General features: G+C 34.5%; 20 protein-coding genes. 13 read left to right on the forward strand and 7 right to left on the reverse strand.

Annotated elements, in window-relative coordinates; all coding sequences use genetic code 11:
- Positions 1-49 precede the first annotated feature (49 nt).
- The 4 genes from AAYQ19_RS04285 to AAYQ19_RS04300 all read left to right on the forward strand — a co-directional run bounded on the left by AAYQ19_RS04285 (position 50) and on the right by AAYQ19_RS04300 (position 4,485).
- Positions 50-631, forward strand: a complete 582-nt coding sequence (locus AAYQ19_RS04285; protein WP_343534209.1) for an NUDIX domain-containing protein — start codon at positions 50-52, stop codon at positions 629-631.
- Between the two features lie 39 nt (positions 632-670).
- Positions 671-2,164, forward strand: coding sequence for a S41 family peptidase (locus AAYQ19_RS04290; RefSeq protein ID WP_343534211.1), 1,494 nt, complete (start codon positions 671-673; stop codon positions 2,162-2,164).
- A 91-nt stretch (positions 2,165-2,255) separates the two neighbouring features.
- Positions 2,256-3,137, forward strand: a complete 882-nt coding sequence (locus tag AAYQ19_RS04295; RefSeq protein WP_343534213.1) for a L,D-transpeptidase — start codon at positions 2,256-2,258, stop codon at positions 3,135-3,137.
- Positions 3,138-3,339: 202 nt separating this feature from the next.
- On the forward strand, positions 3,340-4,485 hold the full coding sequence (locus tag AAYQ19_RS04300) for an FAD-dependent oxidoreductase (RefSeq protein WP_343534215.1): 1,146 nt from the start codon (positions 3,340-3,342) through the stop codon (positions 4,483-4,485).
- 75 nt (positions 4,486-4,560) lie between these two features.
- Here the strand turns inward: AAYQ19_RS04300 and guaB are convergent, their stop codons facing one another.
- From guaB to AAYQ19_RS04320, 4 genes are all read right to left on the reverse strand, one after another.
- Positions 4,561-6,033, reverse strand: coding sequence for an IMP dehydrogenase (gene guaB / locus AAYQ19_RS04305; protein WP_343534217.1), 1,473 nt, complete (start codon positions 6,031-6,033; stop codon positions 4,561-4,563).
- Positions 6,034-6,244: 211 nt separating this feature from the next.
- Entirely contained in the window at positions 6,245-7,645 is a 1,401-nt protein-coding gene (locus AAYQ19_RS04310) for a DUF5723 family protein (RefSeq protein ID WP_343534218.1), read from the reverse strand.
- The gene (locus AAYQ19_RS04315; RefSeq protein ID WP_343534220.1) at positions 7,642-8,199 is read right to left on the reverse strand and encodes a hypothetical protein; all 558 of its coding nucleotides are present in this window, start codon (positions 8,197-8,199) and stop codon (positions 7,642-7,644) included. The genes AAYQ19_RS04310 and AAYQ19_RS04315 overlap by 4 nt, the downstream gene beginning before the upstream one ends.
- Before the next feature lie 77 nt (positions 8,200-8,276).
- A complete protein-coding gene (locus tag AAYQ19_RS04320; protein WP_343534396.1) occupies positions 8,277-9,143 on the reverse strand; it encodes a hydroxymethylglutaryl-CoA lyase-like TIM-barrel protein in 867 nt (288 codons plus the stop codon).
- 333 nt (positions 9,144-9,476) lie between these two features.
- Between AAYQ19_RS04320 and AAYQ19_RS04325 the strand changes: the two genes are divergently transcribed.
- The gene (locus tag AAYQ19_RS04325) at positions 9,477-10,088 is read left to right on the forward strand and encodes a hypothetical protein (protein ID WP_343534222.1); all 612 of its coding nucleotides are present in this window, start codon (positions 9,477-9,479) and stop codon (positions 10,086-10,088) included.
- A complete protein-coding gene (locus AAYQ19_RS04330; RefSeq protein ID WP_343534224.1) occupies positions 10,085-10,801 on the forward strand; it encodes a DUF3307 domain-containing protein in 717 nt (238 codons plus the stop codon). Before AAYQ19_RS04325 ends, AAYQ19_RS04330 begins: the two co-directional genes overlap by 4 nt.
- On the opposite strand, the gene AAYQ19_RS04335 is transcribed toward AAYQ19_RS04330, so the two are convergent.
- Positions 10,787-11,821, reverse strand: coding sequence for a quinone-dependent dihydroorotate dehydrogenase (locus AAYQ19_RS04335; RefSeq protein WP_343534226.1), 1,035 nt, complete (start codon positions 11,819-11,821; stop codon positions 10,787-10,789). The genes AAYQ19_RS04330 and AAYQ19_RS04335 overlap by 15 nt on opposite strands.
- A gap of 373 nt (positions 11,822-12,194) precedes the next feature.
- Here AAYQ19_RS04335 and AAYQ19_RS04340 point away from each other — a divergent pair, with 373 nt between their 5' ends.
- From AAYQ19_RS04340 to AAYQ19_RS04370, 7 genes are all read left to right on the forward strand, one after another.
- Positions 12,195-14,633, forward strand: coding sequence for an arylsulfatase (locus AAYQ19_RS04340; RefSeq protein ID WP_343534228.1), 2,439 nt, complete (start codon positions 12,195-12,197; stop codon positions 14,631-14,633).
- An 89-nt stretch (positions 14,634-14,722) separates the two neighbouring features.
- The gene (locus AAYQ19_RS04345; RefSeq protein WP_343534230.1) at positions 14,723-15,301 is read left to right on the forward strand and encodes a hypothetical protein; all 579 of its coding nucleotides are present in this window, start codon (positions 14,723-14,725) and stop codon (positions 15,299-15,301) included.
- An 18-nt stretch (positions 15,302-15,319) separates the two neighbouring features.
- Positions 15,320-16,540 (forward strand): OprO/OprP family phosphate-selective porin, encoded by a 1,221-nt coding sequence (locus tag AAYQ19_RS04350; protein WP_343534232.1) that lies wholly within the window; start codon positions 15,320-15,322, stop codon positions 16,538-16,540.
- Positions 16,541-16,612: 72 nt separating this feature from the next.
- On the forward strand, positions 16,613-17,590 hold the full coding sequence (locus AAYQ19_RS04355; protein ID WP_343534234.1) for a DUF6515 family protein: 978 nt from the start codon (positions 16,613-16,615) through the stop codon (positions 17,588-17,590).
- Positions 17,591-17,694: 104 nt separating this feature from the next.
- Positions 17,695-18,834 (forward strand): formylglycine-generating enzyme family protein, encoded by a 1,140-nt coding sequence (locus tag AAYQ19_RS04360; RefSeq protein WP_343534236.1) that lies wholly within the window; start codon positions 17,695-17,697, stop codon positions 18,832-18,834.
- 120 nt (positions 18,835-18,954) lie between these two features.
- Positions 18,955-20,232, forward strand: coding sequence for a peptidase T (pepT, locus tag AAYQ19_RS04365; protein ID WP_343534238.1), 1,278 nt, complete (start codon positions 18,955-18,957; stop codon positions 20,230-20,232).
- Positions 20,232-20,819 (forward strand): YdeI/OmpD-associated family protein, encoded by a 588-nt coding sequence (locus AAYQ19_RS04370; RefSeq protein WP_343534240.1) that lies wholly within the window; start codon positions 20,232-20,234, stop codon positions 20,817-20,819. The genes pepT and AAYQ19_RS04370 overlap by 1 nt, the downstream gene beginning before the upstream one ends.
- A 238-nt stretch (positions 20,820-21,057) precedes the next feature.
- On the opposite strand, the gene yajC is transcribed toward AAYQ19_RS04370, so the two are convergent.
- Both yajC and nusB read right to left on the reverse strand, forming a co-directional pair.
- Complete coding sequence (gene yajC, locus AAYQ19_RS04375; protein WP_343534242.1) at positions 21,058-21,336, reverse strand: preprotein translocase subunit YajC; 279 nt, start codon at positions 21,334-21,336, stop codon at positions 21,058-21,060.
- A gap of 36 nt (positions 21,337-21,372) precedes the next feature.
- Complete coding sequence (gene nusB, locus AAYQ19_RS04380) at positions 21,373-22,284, reverse strand: transcription antitermination factor NusB (RefSeq protein WP_343534244.1); 912 nt, start codon at positions 22,282-22,284, stop codon at positions 21,373-21,375.
- Positions 22,285-22,485 lie beyond the last annotated feature (201 nt).

Raw genomic sequence — 22,485 nt, forward strand, 5'->3', positions numbered from 1 at the left:
TAAACGCTCTGATAATCAGAGCGTTTTTTTATACACCTAATTTCTATTTATGAAAAATCCTGAAATCAAAATAACTGAAACTTCTTTGCTATCAGACAATTGGTATATTTTAAACAAAGTTACTTTTACTTATCAAAAAGAAAATGCACCACTACAAACACATACTCGCGAAGTTTATGACCGCGGAAACGGTGCTGGAATTTTGCTTTACAACACTGCCAAAAAAACAGTTATTTTAACACGTCAATTTCGTTTGCCGAGTTTCCTGAACGGAAATAAAACTGGAATGATGATTGAAGTTTGCGCAGGACTATTAGATCAAGACAATCCAGAACAAGCAATTATTAGAGAAACCGAAGAAGAAACAGGTTACCGTATTTCTAAAGTTCAAAAAGTATTTGAAACTTATATGTCGCCGGGCGCCGTAACCGAAATTTTGTATCTTTTTGTCGGGGAATATAATGAAAGCATGAAAGTGAGCGAAGGCGGAGGATTGGATTCGGAACAGGAAAATATTGAGGTTTTAGAATATACTTTTGATGAAGCTTATGCAATGATCGAATCGGGCGAGATTTCTGATGCTAAAACTATTTTATTGTTGCAACATGCTAAAATTAAAAATCTGATTTAGAAGTTTTTTGAGTATTTTAGATTAACAAAACGATCTAAAATGCTCAAATTTAAAATAGTTCTGATTTTCTTTTTGCCCTTAATTATGCTTGCGCAAAATGAAAAATGGCCGATTAAAAAACTCAAAGACGACTTGATTCTCTTTAGAGAAATAAGAGAAAAAGCCAATTCTGGACTTTATAAATACAGAACAAAACCACAGATTGACAGCATTTATTCTTGGGCGTTTTCTCAAATCAATGAACCGAAAGAACTTATTGAATTCTACAAAATAATTTTGCAGATTACTGATTTTGAAGGAAGTCTGCATAATGATACTACACTTCCTGATGCTTATGAAAAAAAATATTCATCAGGAAATGTTTTCTTTCCTTATCCCGTAAAGATTATCCAAAAGCAACTGATTCTTAATTTTGAAAATCCTGAAATCCCTTTAGGCTCTCAAATTCATAGCATTAATGGCATTGAAGCCAAAAAAATGCTTTCTTCTCTATACAAATATTACACAACCGACGGTAACAACATTACAGGAAAATCAATCGGAATTGGAAGTTCTTTCGCTAAATATTTCCAAATGGAATATGGATCTCAAAAAAGCTTTTCAGTTGAATATTCACTTCCAAACCAAACTCAAAAACTGACCAAAAACATTGCAGCTGTTTCAAATGAAATTCGGAAAGCAAATTTTGAAAAACGATTTTCAGTACCGATAGATAGTTTGCAATACAAACGAGCAAAAGATAAATATTCATTCAAGATAATTTCTGAAAATATCGCTCTCCTATCTATTCATACATTTGTGATCGGGCGAAATGCCAAAGACAAACAACATATTGCCTATAAGAAATATTTAGACAGCTGTTTTGAATATCTTTCTAAACATTCTGAAATTAAAAATTTAATTGTTGATGTTAGAAACAATGGCGGTGGTACTGACCCGAATGATATTGTGACTTTCTCTTACTTGACGCAAAAAACGTATCGCGAAAATGCATCAGCTTATGTCAATTTTCAAAAAATACCTTTTCCTAATTATTTCGTTTACGAAGAAACCGATGCCAAAAAACAGCAAGAGGAACGAAAGGATTTTGAAGATGAAATAATAGAAGAATTCCCAAAGTTGATTAATGAAAAATATCTTCAGGATAAGAAATTCAATCAAGAATTACAGCCCGATAAAAACAGTTTTAAAGGACAAATTTATTTACTCATCAGTCCCCGAATTGCTTCTGCAGGATCATTATTTGCTTCACTTGTGGCAGGAAACACAAACGCAATTGTAATAGGCGAAGAAACGATGGGCGGCTATTATGGACACAACGGCCACACTCCTATTGAATATGAATTGCCAAATACTAAAATCAAAACACAATTTTCTATCGTAAATTTAGAACAAGATGTACCGAAAAAATCAAATCAGATTTTTGGCAGAGGAATAATGCCGAATTATGAAATCTCACAAACTTTCGAAGATTTTATGCAAAATAAGGACACTCAATTTGAATATACTTTAAAAGTCATAAATGAGAAATAAAACAAATGAAAATCCCGAAACCAAATCAAAAAATTATGTAAAGCACTTTTCCTGATTGATTTATAACTTTATTTTCATAAAATTAATAGCTATGAAAAAGTTATATTACTCAGCAAATGCCCTACTTATATTGATGTTAGTTTTATTAGGTTCCTGCAAAAAAAGCGAAACTGTAAATCTGACGGAAAACAAAAAAGCGAAAAAAGTAATCGAATACAAGAAACCTAAATCTGTTTCTTTTCAAATCGAAAAGACAAAAGATTGGTTGAAATTAAATGAAGCTGACAGCAGTAAAATGGATATTGTTTACGCCGTAAATAGAACAGATAAAGCCAATTTCAAAAAACTGGATTCTGTTGTAATTCCGGCCGATTTTAGTGGTGATCTGGTTTATTATCTTCCATTTCCATTGCATGTTTCAGCCTTAGAAGATGTTTCTAAGATTATTATTTTCTCTTATCCAACACAAACTTTCGCAGCTTACGAAAACGGCGAATTAGTTCGTACGGGCCCAACAAATATGGGAAGAAAAAAAGATCCTACTCCAACCGGCTTGTTTTTCACCAATTGGAAAGCAGAACAAACAACCAGCACGTTTAATGACGAATGGGATTTAAAATGGAATTTCAACATTGAAAACAAATTGGGAGTTGGTTTTCATCAATACGAATTACCTGGATATCCTGCTTCCCATTCTTGTTTGAGATTATTAGAAAAAGATGCTAAATACCTTTACAAATTTGCAGACGAATGGATTTTGAAAGACAAAGAAAATGTAAAAGTAAAAGGCACGCCAGTAATTGTTTTTGGAAGTTATAATTTTGACGGCCCGAAACCTTGGTTGCAGTTGGCTTCTGATCCAAAAGCTTTAAATATTTCAGAATCAGAAATTGAAAACCAGACAAAACCATTTCTTCAACAAATATTAGAAAATCAAAAACTTAGAGAAGCTGAACCAAGCAAAACACTTTAAAATCTATTAATATTATGGTAAGACCGCATAGTTATTATGCGGTCTTTTTAGTTTAAATGCAATACGTCTCTACGATTAATCTTTAAAATTATTTTTTTTTATAAATGAATAAACACTCATTTATTTTAATACCTTTGTATCGAATTGTTCAGCTTGACTAATACAAGCAAATTTTAAATACGAATTAAATTCAATACATAAAATGAAAACTTCACTTTTAGAGAATAAACAAATTGCCATTATTGGCGGAGGACCTGTCGGACTTACAACAGCTCGAATTTTACAAATCAATGGTGCAAACGTAAAAGTTTATGAAAGAGATTTTAATGAACTCGCACGTACTACCGGAGGAACACTCGATATTCATTTGGGTTCAGGACAATATGCAATTCAGAAAGCGGAATTAATGGATGAATTCTACAAATATGCACGCCCAACAGGCGAAAAAATGGCCGATATGCATGGAAATATTACTTCGGATGAAATGCCAGATGAAACAAATGCTTTTTCACGTCCAGAAATTGATCGTAATGATTTGAGAAAAATCATGTTGGAAAATCTTCAAGAAAACACAGTTGTTTGGGACAGCCAATTGATTAACATTGAAAAATCTGAAAATCAATATATTTTAGAATTTAAAAACGGTTCAACCACAACTGCTGATTTTGTTATTGTGGCAAATGGCGGACGATCAAATGTTAGAAAATTTGTGAGCGATCAAGAACCTCAACTTTCTGGAACGTATATTATTCAAGGCGAAATCACCAATCCAGAACAAGATTATCCAGCATTCAAACCGAAATACGGAAACGGAAATGTCATGGCTATGGGGGAACAAAAAATGTTTTATACGCATACTATGAGTGATGGTTCTGTTCATTTTGGCGTTTCTTTTAAAGCCGATGAAGATTGGATTTCAAATCACGGAATCAACTTTGAAGATGATAAAGCTGTTATTTCTTTTTTGAATGAAACGTTTAAAAATTGGGGTGATGATTATAAAAAGTTCTTCGCCGCTTCAACTGAGTTTTCTGGTTTGCCTTTGCGTTTATTTTCTTTAGAAGAATCTTGGAAAGAGCATTCTAACATCACACTTGTGGGAGATGCGGCACATTTAATGCCTCCTTTTGCAGGCGAAGGTGTAAATATGGGATTATATGATGCTTTTCATTTAACCGAAAATTTAACTAATGGAAAATTCAACACCATTGATGAAGCGATCCAGGATTACGAGAGAAAGATGTTTGGCTATGCTTTAGAAGCGCAACGAATGACCAAAAAAATGGAAGATTTATTGCATTCTGATATTACGGCTGAAGATATTTTAAGCAGTAGAGTTGAAGATTAATCTCATCAAAATAATAAAACAAAAGGCGTAAGAAATAAATCTTACGCCTTTTGTTTTTATTTCAAAAACTGAAAATTATCTAGAATAATTTGGAGCTTCTTTTGTAATTGTTACGTTATGCGGGTGGCTTTCAGTGATTCCGCTAGAAGTGATTCTAACAAAACGTCCAGTTTCTTGCAAAGTCGGAATATCTTTTGAACCACAGTATCCCATACCTGCACGAAGACCTCCAATAAATTGAAGCATACTTTCGTTTAATTCTCCTTTGTAAGGAACACGTCCAACGATTCCTTCTGGAACTAGTTTTTTAACGTCGTCCTCAACATCTTGGAAATAACGGTCTTTAGAACCTGTTTGCATTGCTTCAACAGATCCCATTCCGCGGTAAGATTTGAATTTTCTTCCTTCGAAAATAATAGTTTCTCCTGGAGATTCTTTAGTTCCTGCTAATAATGAACCCAACATTACACAGTCAGCACCTGCAGCGATTGCTTTAGGAATATCTCCCGTATAACGAATTCCACCATCAGCGATAACTGGAACTCCAGTTCCTTTAATTGCAGCAGCAACTTCTAAAACTGCTGAGAATTGAGGAAAACCAACACCTGCAACAATACGAGTAGTACAGATAGAACCAGGTCCGATTCCAACTTTCACACCATCCGCACCACTTTCGACTAAATATTTAGCCGCTTCTGGAGTTGCGATGTTTCCAACAATTACATCTATTTGAGGGAATTTTGATTTTACTTCTTTCAATACATTAACCACGCCTTCTGTATGTCCGTGAGCTGTATCGATAATGATTGCATCTACACCAGCAGCAACCAAAGCTTCAGCTCTTTGAACTGCATCTCCAGTAACTCCAATTGCAGCAGCAACTCTCAAACGACCAAAAGAATCTTTGTTAGCGATTGGTTTTTGAGTCAATTTTGTAATATCTCTAAAAGTAATTAAACCTACTAATTCGTTTTTAGCGTTTACAACAGGTAATTTTTCGATTTTATGCCCTTGCAAAACAACTTCTGCCTGTTCTAATGAAGTTCCTTCGGCAACAGTAACAAGATTTTTGCTTGTCATTACCTCAGCGATTGGTCGTGCTCCATTTTTTTCAAAACGTAAATCACGATTGGTAACGATTCCTTTTAGGATTTTGTTTTCGTCAACGATTGGAATACCGCCGATACCGAATTCTTTCATTGCATTTTTTGCATCTGCAATAGTAGAAGTCATTGGCAATGTTACTGGATCGATAATCATTCCAGCTTCAGCACGTTTTACTTTTCGAACTTTTCCTGCTTGTTGTTCGATAGTCATATTTTTATGTAAAACACCAATTCCGCCTTCTTGCGCCATAGCAATTGCCATTGCACTTTCAGTTACTGTATCCATAGCTGCAGATACAATTGGAACGTTTAATGTGATGTTTCTTGAGAATTTTGATTTAATGCTCACTTCGCGAGGAAGCACATTCGAGTAGTTAGGTACTAATAATACATCGTCGTAAGTCAAACCTTCGCCGATAATCTTGGAGTTGTGTGCTATCATGGTGCAATTTCTAGTTGAATTGCGTGCAAATATAGTGAATAAATTGCTAACTTGAATACTAACTAATTCATAAAATTGCATTTACAGGAAAAAACCTATATTTTAAAATTCCAATAATTAAATTCTAAATCCCAATAATTAAAATTCCAAATTCCAAATTAGATTGGAATTTGGAATTTCAAAAATTTGAATTTTTCACGATTATTGGATTTTATTCTTTCGGATCTTGAAAAACGAAGTTTATACCGAGCTGAAATGCTGCACTACTTGCTTTTGAAATATCCTTATATTCTAAAACATTGTTTGCCAAAGCATAAATATTCAATTTCCAAATCGTTCCCGAAAGCCCGAGACCAATATTAGTGCTCGAGAATGCATCTATGGTATAAGTAGCTTTCAAATCTAATTTTTCAAAAATACTTCGTTTATAAAAAGCAGTAACTGCTGCTAATGGTTCTCTCGGCGCTGTCATAGCAAAAAACTGAATTCCCGCCGCATTTAGATAACGACTCTTCGCTTCACCTTTGCAATTACAATCGGCATTTGAGCGAGAATTGCCAAATGCGTACTCAACAGAAGCATATACTTTTGTAGGCCTCCAAGTAGTATACTTATTATATAATGTATCTCGCGGAATTGCTTTTTTAAATTCATCAAAAACATTTTCTGGATCATCTGGATTTGTAAAATCAGGATTTGCGCCTTGATATTGATAAGTGCCTTTATAAGTAAGCGTTTCAATATTTTTTGATTGATTTATAAATCCGAGATCAATAATACTGCCTGTTACTTGAAGATTTTCTTTAAAATAATAAGTCACACCGGCGTCTAGACCTAGTCCTAAACTTCCATTAAAAAAAGTATTGTGCGCAATATCTCTTGCAATATTTCCATCATATTCATCCTTGGTAAAAGGAGCCAATCCGGAAGTTTTAAGTTCCAAATTTGAAGAAATAATTTGGGTATAAAGATTTGGTGTGCCAGGTTCTTGTGTGGTAAGTATATAACCTGAATTATGGACAGAAGTTGCATTTGCACCACTGGAATAAATTTTGGCACGACCACCCAGCACAAGTTTGTCATTTATCTTTTTATGAAATCCAACATGAAAAACTGAAAGCACTTCGGCTTTTACATTTAGATCATCTAAATGAAAAACTTTACCAATGTAGTTTCTGTTTCCTTCTAAAGCCAATATCGCCAAATCTTTTGGCATGTACATGAAAAAATCAAATTCCTGATAAACTCCAAATGAAATATACGAACGACTTTCACTTCCTCCTACTCTGAATCCACCAGAAAAAACTTCTAATTGCTGATTGGTTACTACCTTGTCGTTGCGTGAAGATTTGTTTACAATGTCCCTAACTTTAGTATTAAAATCAACGCCATTATTGGCAAATAAATCATAAGCTGAAAAACTGCTCGATCCCATATTAACTGAAACTGCTGATAATATTGGAAATCCGAAATAATATTTATAAGAAACATCGGCACCAGGATTTACTAATGACGATTGCGGAATTGATGTAAAGTTGTACAGCACTTCCTTATTTTGAGAAAAACAAGAAAACTGCAAGAGAAGCCCTAAAATTAAATATTTCGCCCTCATTCTACTCCGATTTCAAAATAAGTTGTTGTACTTGATCGCAGTTTTATATTTCCTAAGCTATTTTCATCCAATGGTGGTCCAGAAGTCACTAAGACAACAAATCCTATTTTCTGAGTTTGTTTCAAAAGTTCTAAGCGTTGATTTGCAAAAACTTCAGTAGGATATTTAATAACATTCGGACTTCCTTTATAAGCTGGTACAGCATAAGAAGAAGTGGTGAGAATTTGATTTTGAGAATTCAGAAGCAACATATTGATTACAAAACCGCGTTCGATATTGTTTTCAATTTCGACATCAAATTCAACTTTTACCAAATGGTCTCGGAGAAACTGTTTTTTGAAAACATCAAAATTTCTGGAATCATAAGCAATCTGAGTTCCTCCATCAGCGACTAGTTTATTTGCCGGAATATCAAAATAAGCGAGATTGGCGACATAAACAGGTTCTAGCTTTAAATCATTTACCTGATCAAAATCTAAATCACTTGAGCATGAAAAAAACAAGATTGCTAACGCAAAAATCTTTAGGATACTATTTATGCAATTCAATTTCATGGTTGAAAGAATTTAAAATAATAGTAACAACTGGGGAATTGCTTTTATTGCTTTGTCAAGTAAATATAGGAATTTTTTTAATGAAACTTACCAAATAATTTTGAAGCTTCATTATAAGCGCTTTCAAAACTAAGCGAATTCAAACCTGTAACCTTTTTATTTGCAGTAAAATACGAAACCAATTTTTCTGTAGGCATATTTCCTGTCAGTTTATCTGTCGCCATTGGACAACCTCCAAAACCTTGAATTGCACCATCGAAACGTGTACAGCCTGCTTTTGCGGCTGCATCGATTTTTTCGAACCAACTGTCAGGTGTGGTATGCAAATGAGCACCGAACTCAATTTGTGGATATTTCGGAATTAAATTTGAAAATAAATACGTAATAACATCAGGCGTTGAGCTTCCGACTGTATCTGAAAGCGAAAGGATTTTTACACCCATTCCTGCTAATTTTTCCGTCCACTCTCCTACTATTTCCACATTCCAAGGATCTCCATAAGGATTTCCAAAACCCATAGAAAGATACGTTACGACTTCTTTGTTTTTTTTATCGCCAATTTCCAGAATTTCTTCTAAAGTAATTAAAGATTCGGCAATGGTTTTATGTGTATTACGCATCTGAAAATTCTCCGATATTGAAAAAGGAAATCCTAAATATCGGATCGATTCAAATTCTGAAGCTAAAGCCGCTCCTTGTGTATTAGCAATTATAGAAAGTAATTTGCTTGAAGTTTGTGAAAGATCAAGTTGTGCCAAAACCTCAGCTGTATCCTGCATTTGCGGAATTGCTTTTGGAGATACAAAACTTCCAAAATCAATGGTATCAAAACCTACACGAAGCAATGCCTGAATATAAGTAACCTTATTTTTTGTTGGAATAAAATCCTTGATGCCTTGCATTGCATCTCGCGGACATTCGATAATCTTGATTTCTTTATTCAAAACTTTTTCTTTTGTAAATGCTAAGTTAGTTTCTTTTTTAAAGAAATAAAAATTATGTTTTTCTGTTTTTTTTGAAACCATATAAGTTATATAAGTTCATTTAATAACATTCTAAAATCTACCGTTCACGTTTAGTCGCATTCTCAATTGTAGAGACGCACTGCAGTGCGTCTACACAAAGAGAATCCGCAAACTGATTATACTCAAAACTGTAATTATAAATATTATTACACAAAAACGTAATATTTTAAAATATTACCAAAAAACGTAATAATAAATTTTATTCCGTATATTTGTAATAGAAAGTTTATAATTTTTTAATTATATTTGGTTATGACTAGTGTAATTACAGGCGATATAATTGGTTCACGACAACAGAAATCCAATCATTGGGTTGATGATTTGAAACGAATTCTGACTCCACTTGGCGTTACGCCAAAACAGTGGGAAGTTTACCGAGGAGACGAATTTCAAATTGAAGTTAAAAACCCTGAAGAAGCTTTATTGACCGCTATTCTAGTAAAAGCGCATTTGCGCGCTATAAAATCGGATGCTCGTATGAGTATTGGTTTTGGTGATAAAACGCATAGTGCCGAAAAAATTTCTGAAAGCAACGGTTCTGCTTTTATTCATTCGGGAGAACTTTTTGAAACTCTAAAAAAGCAAAAAGTGACTTTAGCAATGCGAACAGGGAATTCCGAAATAGATGAAAAAATGAATTTGATGATTCAACTGGCTTTGACTTTTATGGACAGTTGGCTCGCTCAATCGGCTGAATTTGTCGCACTGGCAATTGAAAATCCTACTTTGTCACAAGAAGAACTTGGACAGAAATTAGGAATCAATCAAGCCGCCGTAAGCCGAAGACAAAAACGCGCTCAATTTGATTTAGTAATGAGTTTAGATCGATATTTTAGAACACAAATAAAACAACTTGCCTCATGATTGTATTCGTAAAACTTCTTTTAGCACATTTATTAGGCGATTTTATCTGGCAACCAAATTCTTGGGTCGCCGATAAAGAGATAAAAAAACATAAAAGCATTTATTTGTACTTACATATTTTACTTCACGGAGTTTTAGCTGCAGTTTTAATCGGTGAAATTGATTTTATTCCTTATGCTATATTAATTGCTGTTACACACGGAATTATCGATTTAATTAAATTGAATTTTCAAAAAGCAAAAACAAAACGTACCTGGTTTGTAGTGGATCAAATTGCACATCTTTTGATTTTAATCGGAATTGCGCTCTTTTATAACAGAAATAGCATTATTCCTATTTTGAATTTTAATGAGTTTTGGTTTTTACTAACCGGTTTTTTATTGGTTACAAAACCTGCTTCCATTTTTATTAAAACCATTATTTCAATCTGGAGTCCCGAAAGTCAAAACAGCCACGCAGACAATTCGCTTGCCAGCGCAGGAAACTACATTGGCATTTTAGAGCGTTTATTGATAATCTGTTTTATTTTAACGAATCACTTTGAAGCAATCGGATTTCTTTTGGCTGCAAAATCTATTTTTAGATTCGGAGATCTAAAAGAAGCCAAAGACAGAAAACTTACTGAATATGTAATGATTGGAACTTTAATCAGTTTCGGGATTGCAATAGTGACCGGGCTTGTTATTCAAGCACTTCTTTTACAATTGCGATAAAACTTTTTTGTTGATTGCTTTTATCAGCGCTGGACCTTCATAAATAAATCCGGTGTACAATTGCACTAAACTTGCTCCCGCATTAAGTTTTTCGATTGCATCATCGGCAGAATGAATTCCTCCTACCCCAATAATCGGGAATGCTTTATTGCTTTTTTCAGAAAGAAAACGAATTACTTCTGTAGAGCGTTTTGTCAATGGTTTTCCTGACAATCCTCCCGTTTCAGATTGATTAGCAGATTGTAAACCTTCTCTCGAAATTGTAGTATTCGTAGCAATTATACCTGCAATTTGAGTTGTTTTTACAATATCAATAATATCTAATAACTGCTCATCTGTTAAGTCTGGAGCAATTTTCAACAGAATTGGTTTTGCTTTTTGAGTACTTGTTTTTTGCTTTTCGACATTTCTATCTTGCAAAGTCTGCAATAAGGCTGTCAAAGGCTCTTTATCTTGTAAAGCTCTTAAGTTTGGCGTGTTTGGTGAACTTACATTTACAACAAAATAATCCACATGATTGTAAAGCGCATCAAAACAAATGATATAATCTTTAACCGCATCTTCATTATCAGTCACTTTATTTTTTCCGATATTTCCTCCAATCAAAACACCCGAGTTCTTTTTCAAACGTTCTAAGGCTTCAAGAACACCGCCGTTATTAAATCCCATTCGGTTAATAATGGCTTGATCTTCTTTTAAACGAAACAAACGTTTTTTAGGATTTCCTTCTTGCCCAACCGGAGTTACAGTTCCAATTTCGATAAAACCAAAACCGAAATCTCCCAATTCTTTGTAAAGCTTAGCATCTTTATCAAATCCTGCCGCAAGTCCAACTGGATTTTTGAATTTTATTCCGAAAACTTCTCTTTCTAAACGAGCATCTTTTACTTCGTAAATCGATCTTATGATTGATGAAACGCCTGGAATTTTTGAAATGAATTTAACGAATGAAAAAGTAAAATAATGCACTTCTTCAGGATCAAACCAAAAAAGTATCGGACGAATTATCAATTTATACATAAGAAATAGTGTTGTGTTGTTTTCGGGTGCAAATTTAGATATTATAGTTTAAAAAGGTGCTTTTTTTACAAAAACAAATAATTTCAATTTTGTTCGATTCTTTTATTCATGACATTTTGAATTCAGAAAAACCATTGAATAAATGCCTTTTTTAACGTTGCAAGTTATAAAATGAAACCTGTTCGATGCTTTTGCACAAGCTAATTCCTCTTCATAATACTTAATTTTGAAGGCTTTAGGTCTGATATCTTATTTCAAAACCTAAAACATCAATACTGTGCATTTTTTCTGTTCGAGAAAATAAAATTCCAATTTTAGAATTTTTTTACCCAAATGAGCATCTAAAATCAATAATAATTAACACCGCAAAATCATGAAAATCATTAAAATTTTAATACTTAGGAAAAGTTTTTTTGTATTCCTATTTTGTCTTTCATTAGGAACGACTTCGAAAATATTTGCACAAGCAGATCCTCAGAAAGTAACCAAAGAAAATTTCCATGGTGTCATCGAACTTGACATTAGAAATTCAAAACCAGACTGGAAACCCTACACCAAAAAATCAGCTCCAGAAGGTGCGCCAAACATATTGTTTATCTTATACGATGACACAGGACAGGCTGCTTGGTCACCTTATGGAGGAGCCATCAACATGCCAACACTACAAAAATTAGCAGACAATGGTATTACCTATACCCAATGGCACACTACAGCATTATGTTCGCCAACTCGTTCTACTTTATTAACGGGCCGTAACCACCACTTAAACGGTATGGCATCCATCACAGAAACTACAGATGGTTATCCTGGAGCAAACGGACAAATCCCAGCTCAGTGTGCTACTATTGGTCAAGTATTACAGCAAGCAGGATGGAGTACTTTCTGGATTGGAAAAAACCACAATGTACCGGAACAAGACGTTTCTTCTGGAGGCTCCAAAGCACAATGGCCAACCCAAATGGGCTTTGACCGCTATTACGGATTCATAGGAGGTGAAACCAACCAATGGTATCCTGATTTAATAGAAGACAACCACTTTATTGAGGCACCTTATACTCCTGAAGAGGGGTATCACTTATCTAAAGATTTAGCCGATAAAGCCATTGAATATATCAAAGACCAAAAAGCCACCAACCCTTCTAAACCATGGTATATGTGGTATTGCCCTGGAGCGAACCATGCACCACACCATGCACCAGAAGAGTACATTGCTAAATACAAAGGAAAATTTGATGCTGGTTACGATGCGTACCGCGAATGGGTATTGCCTCGTATGATTGCTAAAGGAATAGTACCTAAAGGAACTAAAAACACCGATTTCAATTTCTTACCTCCTAACATTGCTAATCCTGGTGATTATGTAAAACCTTGGAATAAACTAAGCGCTGATGAGAAAAAATTATTCTCTAAACTAGCCGAAGTGTATGCCGGTTTCTCAGAATACACTGATGCTCAAGTAGGACGCGTTATCGAGTATTTAGAGAAAACAGGCCAGTTAGAAAATACTGTGGTTCTTTATGCTGCTGATAATGGTGCTTCTGGTGAAGGTTCTCCTTCTGGATCTGTAAACGAAAACAAATTCTTTAATGGCTATCCCGATGAATTATCTGAAAATTTAAAATATTTGGATAAACTAGGAGGTCCGGATACTTATGAACATTATCCAACTGGATGGGCTGCGGCTTTCTCTGCTCCTTACAAAATGTTCAAACGTTACAGTAACTATGCAGGAGGAACTTGTGATGCATTAGTAATTTCGTGGCCAAAAGGAATTAAAGCACGAGGTGAAATCCGTAATCAATACCACCATTCTACTGACATTGTGCCTACCATTTTAGACATCTGTGGTTTAGAAATGCCTACTAAATTTAATGGCGTAGATCAATATCCATTATCTGGAGTTTCAATGAGATATTCGTTTGATGCTAAACCAGATGCTCCTACTCAAAAACACATTCAGTATTATACTATGTTAGGTACTAGAGCGATTTGGAAAGATGGTTGGAAAGCAGTTGCTGTACACGTGCCGCTTACAGGTAAAAGCAACTTTGACAAAGACGAATGGGAATTGTACAATGTAGATGTGGACAGAGCTGAATCAAACAATTTGGCTAAACAGAACCCTCAAAAATTAAAAGAACTTAAAGATGCTTGGTTTGAAGAAGCTGCTAAAAATTTAGTTTTGCCTTTAGATGACCGTTCTCCTATGGAATTATTAAGCACGGAACGTCCTTCTCAAGAAAAACCAAAAACTCGTTACATTTACTATCCTGGAACTGCCGCCGTGCCAGAAGGTGTAGCAGTAAACGTCCGTGGTCGTTCATATAAGATTGTAGGTGATGTAGATATTAAATCGGGAGCCTCAGGAGTAGTTTTTGCTCACGGATCTCGCTTTGGAGGACACTCTTTATTCATCAAAGACAATAAACTATACTATGTTTATAATTTCTTAGGAATTCAGCCAGAACAAACTTTTGTTTCATCGGCTACCTTAACTCCTGGCAAACATGCCTTAGGATTTGAGTTTATAAGAGAAAGTACTGGTAAAAATGGAGAACAAATTGGTACAGGTCATTTATACATTGACGGTAAAGAAGTAGCCAAAGGTCCTATGAAAACGCAACCAGGTAAATTCACACTTTCTGGTGATGGTCTTTGTGTAGGATTCGATAGTGGCGACGCCGTTAGTCATCAATATAAATCACCAGGTACTTTTAAAGGTGGAGAAATCTTAGGTGTTGGTGTTGATATTAGCGAACAAAGCTATGAAGATCTTAACAAAGAAGCTTTAAGAATTATGAAAAGCGAGTAGTCTGTAGAAAAACAAATTAAAGAGGTATTTATAAACTGAAAAAGTGAATAAAATACCTCTTTTTATTAAAGATTAAAAACTAAATCACAATGACTAGTACAAGCCATCTTAAAAAAACACTTTTTCTAACAGCTGTTTTGTACTTAATCATTCAAAACAAAATTACAGCTCAGGAAAGCGAAGAGAAAACATTCAAACCGCATCATCAAATTGGAATTTCAATCAATCATGTCCATGTTTTTGAAGGCCGCGATGACGAAGGAAATCGCGAAACTTTGACGCTTCCTGCTTGGGGAATTGACTACACTTATCAATTTCATGAAAAATGGGCTATTGGTCTTCACACCGATTTTATCGTAGAAAAATTTAAAGTAGAAAAAGTTTACGCAAGCGGAGATGATCAAGAAACAGTAGAAAGAAGTTATCCTATTGCTCCAGCTATAATGGGGATTTATAAACCAACAGAAAATTGGAGTTTTCTCTTAGGATTTGGAGGTGAATTTGCTAAAGAAGAAGACTTTTTCTTGACTCGTGCTGGTGTAGAATATGGCTATGAGCTTCCTAAAGGATGGGAAATTTTCGGAACGGCGAGTTATGACTTTAAATGGAATGCTTATGACAGCTGGGGAATTGGTTTAGGGATTGCAAAAAACTTTGGAGGAAAATAATTTATACTTATTGATCTTATGTATAGTGGCAACAAATCGAATCGTAATTTTAAAAATCTACTCTGTATTTTTCTTTTATTAATTGGTTTTAAAGGACTTTCACAACAAGAAAAAGATACCACAAAACTAATGAATGTTCGTTATGGAAGTAAAGGAATCGAGCTAGAAACTCGGGACAAAAAATTCTTATTTCAATTGGCGAGCCGTCTGCAGTTTCGTTTTTCAACACCAAATGATACAGATCCTTTAACTTATGATGATTATAGTAGAGATGCTCAAACTACTTTTAAAATAAACCGTGCTAGACTTAAAGTTGGAGGTCATGCTTTCGAACCTTGGCTAAAATATTATTGGGAATACGAATTAAGCCAGTCCAACTTGCTTGATTTTAGGCTTATGATTGAAAAATGGGATTGGTTGAGCTTTAAAGTAGGACAATGGAAAACCGAATTTACACGTGAACGTTTCATTAGTAGTGGTGAACAGCAGATGGTTGATCGATCTCTAATTAACCGCCCTTTTACGGTAGACAGACAATTAGGAGTTGAAGTTTACGGTCATCTAAAAGGCGCCGGAATTGCCGATTTCAATTATTGGGCAGCAGCTTTAACAGGAACCGGACGAGGAAGCACCTCAAATGATGACAATCATTTAATGTATTTCGGAAGAGCACAATGGAATTTCTTAGGAAGATCGCTGGAATTTGAGGGTTGCGATTTGGAATTTCACGAAAAACTAACCCCAATTATTGCTTTTTCAGCCGTAACCAACAGAAGCCCTTACACTCGATTTTCGCAAGCAGGCGGAGGTTCTTTAGACGGATTTGAAAATGGACTTCCAGGACAATACAGAGTCAATCAATGGAATTTTGAGACTGCTTTTATGTATCGTGGCTTTTCATGGCAGAGCGAATTGCACAACAAAGAAATAATTGACAAAATAAACAACGACGACACCACTATAATGAAAGGATATTATGTTCAGGCAGGTTATTTTTTTCACAATGCATTTGATTGGTGGCCCAAACACTTAGAAATGGCTGGGCGTCATGCCGCTTACAGACCTGATAACTCCATTAGAGAAAATAGACAAGAAGAATCTACTGTAGCTTTTAACTGGTTTTTTAAAGGACATAAAAACAAATTAACTTCAGAGGTAAGTTATTTTAGTTTTCAAGATAAAACACTTCCATTACAGCAAGGATGGCGCTTTAGAATACAGTGGGACATCTCCTTATAACAATCGAATTATAGTTAAATTCTTCCTGAAAAATCTTTTTTTTAATAACTTTATAAAACTAAAATTCTGAAAATGAAAAATATAACAACAGCAATACGAAAAACTGCAATGATGTGTCTAGCTGGATCGTTTTTTTTGATTTCGATAGACAGTTTTGCGCAACGTGGTCGTGGAGGGTTTCACGGAGCAGGTGGCGGTGGTGGCGCAACACGACAAGCAAGACCAGCGAGGGAAGCGCGTCCAAATATGCAATCTAGACCTACAGCAAGTAGACCTGCAAATACTACGAGACCTGGGGCAAATAATAGTGGTACAAGAATTAATCCTTCGACAAACAATACCAATATCCGCAATAACGGAACAGTGAACAACAGAAACAACAACACCAACCGTATTAATAATTCTGGAAATAGAAATACTAATATCAGTGGTAATACAGTGAACAGAAACAGGAATAACGTTAATATTAACGTTAACAACAACACTTATGTTCGCAATAATCGTAATACTGTAGTGCGACCTGGCGTTAGACCATATGCGCGTCCTCCTTATGTTTATGGCGGTTATAGATATAATTGTTATCATCCTTACTATCCTCGTCCTTATACTCCTTTTTATTGGGGACCTGTTTGGCATCCTTGGGGATTTTTTGTAGCAACTTTAGCCGTTACTGCAATTGTAGTAAGCGTCGAAAGTACTCAGTATCATTATGATCAGGGAGTTTGGTATAAACCTACAAGTGGCGGTTATACTGCTGTTCCTGCACCAGTTGGAGGCACTGTAAACAATATTCCAAGCGGCGCAGAAACTGTAAATACTGGAACCGTAAATAATTATTATTATGGAGGAACGTATTATGAAAAAGACGGAAGCAAATACACCGTAGTCGCACCAACAGCTGGAACTGTAGTTGATAATTTACCTGAAGGCGGCGAAGAAGTAACTATTGGCGATGTAAAATATGTCAAATTTGGTGAAACTTATTATCAGCCTGTACAAATAGATGGAAAAAATAAATACGAAGTAGTTCAAGTTGAAAAAGATAGCTAAAATCACTACTCTATAAATTCTATAAAATAAATAGACTATAATAATTTAATTTTTTATAATTTTAGCCCGTTATTGACAACTAGCATACATTAAAAACTATTCTAATGAAAAATAAAACCTATTGGATTTTTGCAATCCTAACCATTTCCCTTATTTCGATTGCTTACGGATACACTAAACTAGCAGTTCCAAAGCAAGAAAAAGCTGTTGCAATGGATTGTGCAGAAACTCCAAATATGAATGAAGCTGCGGCATTTCAACCAACAATTGAAAATAAAAACAAACCAGCCGGAAAAGCACCAAAAGGGATGGTTTGGATTCCAGGTGGCGAATTTTCTATGGGATCAAATGTTGAAGACGAAAGCTTATGCAGCATAAAAGGAGTTACTAAAGATGCTGCTCCTATTCACCGAGTTTATGTTGATGGTTATTATATGGATCAAACCGAAGTAACCAACGAGGAATATGAAAAATTCGTAAAAGCTACAGGATATGTTACAGTTGCAGAACAAAAACCAACAAAAGAGGAATTTCCAACTGCTAATGAAGAAGATTTAGTTGCGGGATCTGTAGTTTTCACTCCTACTCCAAGCGCTGTAAATTTAAACGACTTTCTACAATGGTGGCGTTATGAACCAAATGCAGACTGGAGACATCCTGAAGGTCCACTAAGCACAATTAAGGGAAAAGAAAAATACCCTGTTGTGCATATTACTTACGAAGATGCTGCAGCTTATGCAAAATGGGCTGGAAAAAGGCTTCCGACTGAAGCAGAATGGGAGTTTGCAGCAAGAGGTGGAAAAACTGGAAATTTATACGCATGGGGAAATGATTTAAAGCCTAAAGGAAAATTTCAAGCTAATATTTATCAGGGACATTTCCCAATTAAAGACGGCGATACAGGAGAAGATGGCTTCAAGGGAATCGCTCCAACAGGCCAATACGCTCCAAATGCATATGGTTTGTATGATATGGCTGGAAATGTGTGGGAATGGGTAAACGACTGGTACAGTGTAGACTATTACAAATCATTAGCTGAAACCGGAAAAGTAACAAAAAATCCGCAAGGCCCTAATGCTTATTACGATCCTAATGATCCTTCTGAAATAAAACGTGTACACCGTGGTGGTTCCTTTTTATGTACGGATCAATATTGTACTCGCTACATGGTTGGAACTCGTGGAAAAGGCGAAATTCGATCTGCTGCAAATCATGTTGGCTTTAGATGCGTAAAAAGCATATAAGAACAAAATCAAAAAGGGATTTATAGAATTTATAAATCCCTTTTTTAATTCCCCAACTGCAAATAAAATTTTAAAATCATACCATTGAAAAATTTTTATATTTGCTAAAAAAACAAAAAAATGCAACATATCATAGATCGTTTTATCAGTTATGTAACAATTGACACTGAATCAGATCCAAATTCTCAAACAACTCCAAGTACAGAAAAACAATGGAATCTTGCCAATAAACTAGTTGAAGAACTAAAAGCTATTGGAATGCAAGAGGTTACAATTGACGACAAAGCATACATCATGGCTACTTTACCAAGTAATGTTGATCATGAAGTTCCTACAATTGGTTTTGTTTCGCATTTTGATACTTCTCCAGATTTCAGCGGAGCCAACGTAAAACCTCAGATTGTTGAAAATTACGACGGAAAAGATATTGTTTTGAATGCTGAAAAAAACATTGTTTTATCCCCAAATTACTTTAAAGATTTACTTTTATATAAAGGTCAAACCATCATTACAACTGACGGAACAACTTTATTAGGAGCTGATGATAAAGCTGGAATTACAGAAATTGTTTCGGCGATGGAATATTTAATTCAGCATCCTGAAATTAAGCACGGAAAAATCAGAATTGGTTTTACTCCTGATGAAGAAATTGGTCGTGGAGCGCACCATTTTGATGTTGAAAAATTCGGAGCGCAATGGGCTTATACCATGGATGGAAGTCAGATTGGGGAATTAGAATATGAAAATTTCAACGCTGCAGGGGCTAAAATCACTTTCAAAGGAAAAAGCGTTCATCCAGGTTATGCAAAAGGGAAAATGATCAATTCTATGCTTTTGGCAAATGAATTTATCAATGAACTTCCTGCTGGAGAAACACCACAAGAAACTAAAGGTTATGAAGGTTTCTTTCACATTCATCACATTAAAGGAAATATCGAAGAAACAGTTTTAGAACTTATTATTCGCGATCATAACAAAAAGAAATTCGAAAAAAGAAAAGAGCTTATTTTCAAGATTGCGAAAAGCTTCAATAAAAAATATGCTAAAAAATTCGGAGAAGATATTGTGATTCCTGTTGTAAAAGATCAATATTTCAACATGAAAGAAAAGGTTTTGCCTGTAAAACATATTGTTGATATTGCTGAAAAAGCGATGAGAGAATTAAACATAAAACCGATCATCAAACCAATTCGTGGCGGAACGGACGGATCGCAACTATCATTTATGGGATTGCCTTGCCCGAATATTTTTGCTGGCGGACACAATTTCCATGGAAAATACGAATATGTTCCTGCGGAAAGCATCCAAAAAGCAACTGATGTAATTGTGAAAATTGCTGAATTGACTGCTGTTCCAGGAATTTTTGACAAACCAGAAAATTCTAAAAAAAGAAAATAGTGGAAACTAAATCTGAAAATAAAGGCATGTGGAAATATGGCGCACAATGGGAAGAAGAATTGATTCTCCTTAAAGCCATTATTGACAAGACAGAACTTACTGAAACCACAAAATGGGGAGGTCCGGTTTTTGTTTATGAAAAGAAAAATGTTGTCGGAATTGGAGGATTTAAAGATTATTTTGCTTTATGGTTTTTTAATGGTGTTTTCTTAAAAGACGAGAAAAAGAAACTTATAAATGCTCAAGAAGATGTAACCAAATCTTTGCGTCAATGGCGATTTTCTTCTAAAGATGAAATTGACGAAACAGTTATTTTGGAATACCTAAAAGAAGCAATCGAAAACGAGAAACAAGGAAAAGTTATAAAACCTTCTAAAAAAGAAGCCATTGTTTCTGAACTTTTAAATAAAGAAATGGCTCAGAATCCAGCTTTGGCAGCAGCTTTTGAAAAATTTTCTCCTTATAAACAATATGAGTTTTTGGAATATATCGAAACAGCCAAACAGGAAAAAACCAAACTTTCGAGAATAGAAAAAGTGCTTCCTATGATTTTGGCGAACGTTGGGCTGAATGATAAATACAGGTAGGTTAAATTCCAAATTTTAAAATTCCAAATTCCAACCAACGCTACTGCCATCGTTGAGAAACTAAACATACAAGACCTTTGTCAAAGTTTTAAACTTTGACAAAGGTTTTTTTTCGAGCTTCGTAGAGAGTCGTTCCTCGGAATGAAAAAATTGAGACATTCATTTGTTAAACCATAAAAAAATCCCAAACTCCATTTTGGAATTTGGGATTTTAAATTTTATTGGAATTTAAAAAAACTTAAGCTTTTTTAGCATTCAAAGCTGCAGTTTTTTCTACTGAAAGTGCTGATCTGTCTAATTTCAATTTTCCTGACATTGTTTCAATTACAATTGTAGCTTCCCCTAGTTCAGTTAATTTTCCGTGGATTCCTCCAATAGTAACAACTTTATCTCCAACTTTTAAAGATTCCTTGAATTCCTTTTCAATTTTCGCTTTTTTCTGCGCTGGTCGAAACATAAACAAGTAAATAATTACTCCCATTAGACCAAGCTGAAGATACAACATGTAATTTCCCATTTTTTATATTTTATAATTATTGATTATTAATTTATTTTACATTAATCCTCGTCCTACTTTTACCATCTTTTTGTTAGCAGTAAGCTCTTTTACCAGATTATCTAAAATTCCGTTGATAAAAATACTGCTTTTTGGTGTAGAATACTCTTTTGCAATTTCTAAATATTCGTTAAGAGTTACTTTTACAGGAATTGATGGAAATTTCAAAAATTCGCAAATTGCCATTTTCAAAATAATAGTATCAATTTCTGCAATACGTTCGCTGTCCCAATTTGGTGTTTTGTCGTCGTATTCTTTTGCCAAAACTGCTTCGTTCAAAATAGTGCGTCTGAATAAATCCTTTGCAAAATCCTTGTCTTCAACATCTTTGTACAATTTCGGAACTCTGAAAGCATCTGGATCTTCTGTTTTGATTGCTTTCAATTGCTTGATAATATGTGTATTCACAACCGGAATATCATCAACCCAAGTCAATTTGTCGTCTTCAAGATATTCGTATAATTTTTCATTTGGAACAATTACATTTTCAAACAAATCAATTATAAATTGTCTGTCTTCTTCAAATGTATTTACATTATTCTTCATGTAATTCTTGTAAATATCACTTGCTTTAATATCATTCAAAAGCAAAATAATATAATCATCATTTAAAGACCAATTGTTGATTTTACGAGTTTCTAGAGCGATGCTAAGAGAATTGCTTTCGGCAAGAAGTTGAAAAATTTTGTTTTTGATAAATTTTTCATTCGGGTTACGTTCTGCTGCAGTTGCAAGGTGTTTTTTGCTTGATAAATGCAGGAATACTGATTCTTTTTTGCAAATTTCAATCAATGAAGAAAGCATTATAAGATATAAGTCCTGAATATTGTCTATGCTGTAAAAAAGAAATTTCTCTTCTTTTTCCATATTATCAGAACCGCTTTGATGCATTGCATAAATGGATTGCATTACTTTAACGCGTATGTGTCTTCTATTTACCACCTTGTAAGAACATTTAAAAATTAGTCTGCAAAAGTATAACTTTTGAAGCTTATTTTAAAATTAATTCGTAAAAAAGTAACAGTTTTGAGTCGCAGTTTTCAGTTTAATTCAAAAAAAATCTCAGTTTCCAGATAACCGAAAACTGAGATTTAAGATTGTAAACTAAAA

Origin of the sequence: Flavobacterium mesophilum, from assembly GCF_039581405.1 — a bacterium.
Lineage (GTDB): Bacteria > Bacteroidota > Bacteroidia > Flavobacteriales > Flavobacteriaceae > Flavobacterium.

Excerpts from the sequence above, each read along its gene's own strand:
- AAYQ19_RS04340 (WP_343534228.1), top strand. The coding sequence starts at position 12,195 with ATGAAAATCATTAAAATTTTAATACTTAGGAAAAGTTTTTTTGTATTC.
- pepT (WP_343534238.1), top strand. The coding sequence starts at position 18,955 with ATGCAACATATCATAGATCGTTTTATCAGTTATGTAACAATTGACACT.
- AAYQ19_RS04335 (WP_343534226.1), bottom strand. The coding sequence starts at position 11,821 with ATGTATAAATTGATAATTCGTCCGATACTTTTTTGGTTTGATCCTGAA.
- AAYQ19_RS04355 (WP_343534234.1), top strand. The coding sequence starts at position 16,613 with ATGAAAAATATAACAACAGCAATACGAAAAACTGCAATGATGTGTCTA.
- AAYQ19_RS04360 (WP_343534236.1), top strand. The coding sequence starts at position 17,695 with ATGAAAAATAAAACCTATTGGATTTTTGCAATCCTAACCATTTCCCTT.
- AAYQ19_RS04300 (WP_343534215.1), top strand. The coding sequence starts at position 3,340 with ATGAAAACTTCACTTTTAGAGAATAAACAAATTGCCATTATTGGCGGA.
- AAYQ19_RS04345 (WP_343534230.1), top strand. The coding sequence starts at position 14,723 with ATGACTAGTACAAGCCATCTTAAAAAAACACTTTTTCTAACAGCTGTT.
- AAYQ19_RS04295 (WP_343534213.1), top strand. The coding sequence starts at position 2,256 with ATGAAAAAGTTATATTACTCAGCAAATGCCCTACTTATATTGATGTTA.
- AAYQ19_RS04310 (WP_343534218.1), bottom strand. The coding sequence starts at position 7,645 with ATGAGGGCGAAATATTTAATTTTAGGGCTTCTCTTGCAGTTTTCTTGT.
- AAYQ19_RS04315 (WP_343534220.1), bottom strand. The coding sequence starts at position 8,199 with ATGAAATTGAATTGCATAAATAGTATCCTAAAGATTTTTGCGTTAGCA.
- AAYQ19_RS04325 (WP_343534222.1), top strand. The coding sequence starts at position 9,477 with ATGACTAGTGTAATTACAGGCGATATAATTGGTTCACGACAACAGAAA.
- guaB (WP_343534217.1), bottom strand. The coding sequence starts at position 6,033 with ATGATAGCACACAACTCCAAGATTATCGGCGAAGGTTTGACTTACGAC.
- AAYQ19_RS04285 (WP_343534209.1), top strand. The coding sequence starts at position 50 with ATGAAAAATCCTGAAATCAAAATAACTGAAACTTCTTTGCTATCAGAC.
- AAYQ19_RS04350 (WP_343534232.1), top strand. The coding sequence starts at position 15,320 with ATGTATAGTGGCAACAAATCGAATCGTAATTTTAAAAATCTACTCTGT.
- yajC (WP_343534242.1), bottom strand. The coding sequence starts at position 21,336 with ATGGGAAATTACATGTTGTATCTTCAGCTTGGTCTAATGGGAGTAATT.
- AAYQ19_RS04290 (WP_343534211.1), top strand. The coding sequence starts at position 671 with ATGCTCAAATTTAAAATAGTTCTGATTTTCTTTTTGCCCTTAATTATG.
- AAYQ19_RS04330 (WP_343534224.1), top strand. The coding sequence starts at position 10,085 with ATGATTGTATTCGTAAAACTTCTTTTAGCACATTTATTAGGCGATTTT.
- nusB (WP_343534244.1), bottom strand. The coding sequence starts at position 22,284 with ATGCAATCCATTTATGCAATGCATCAAAGCGGTTCTGATAATATGGAA.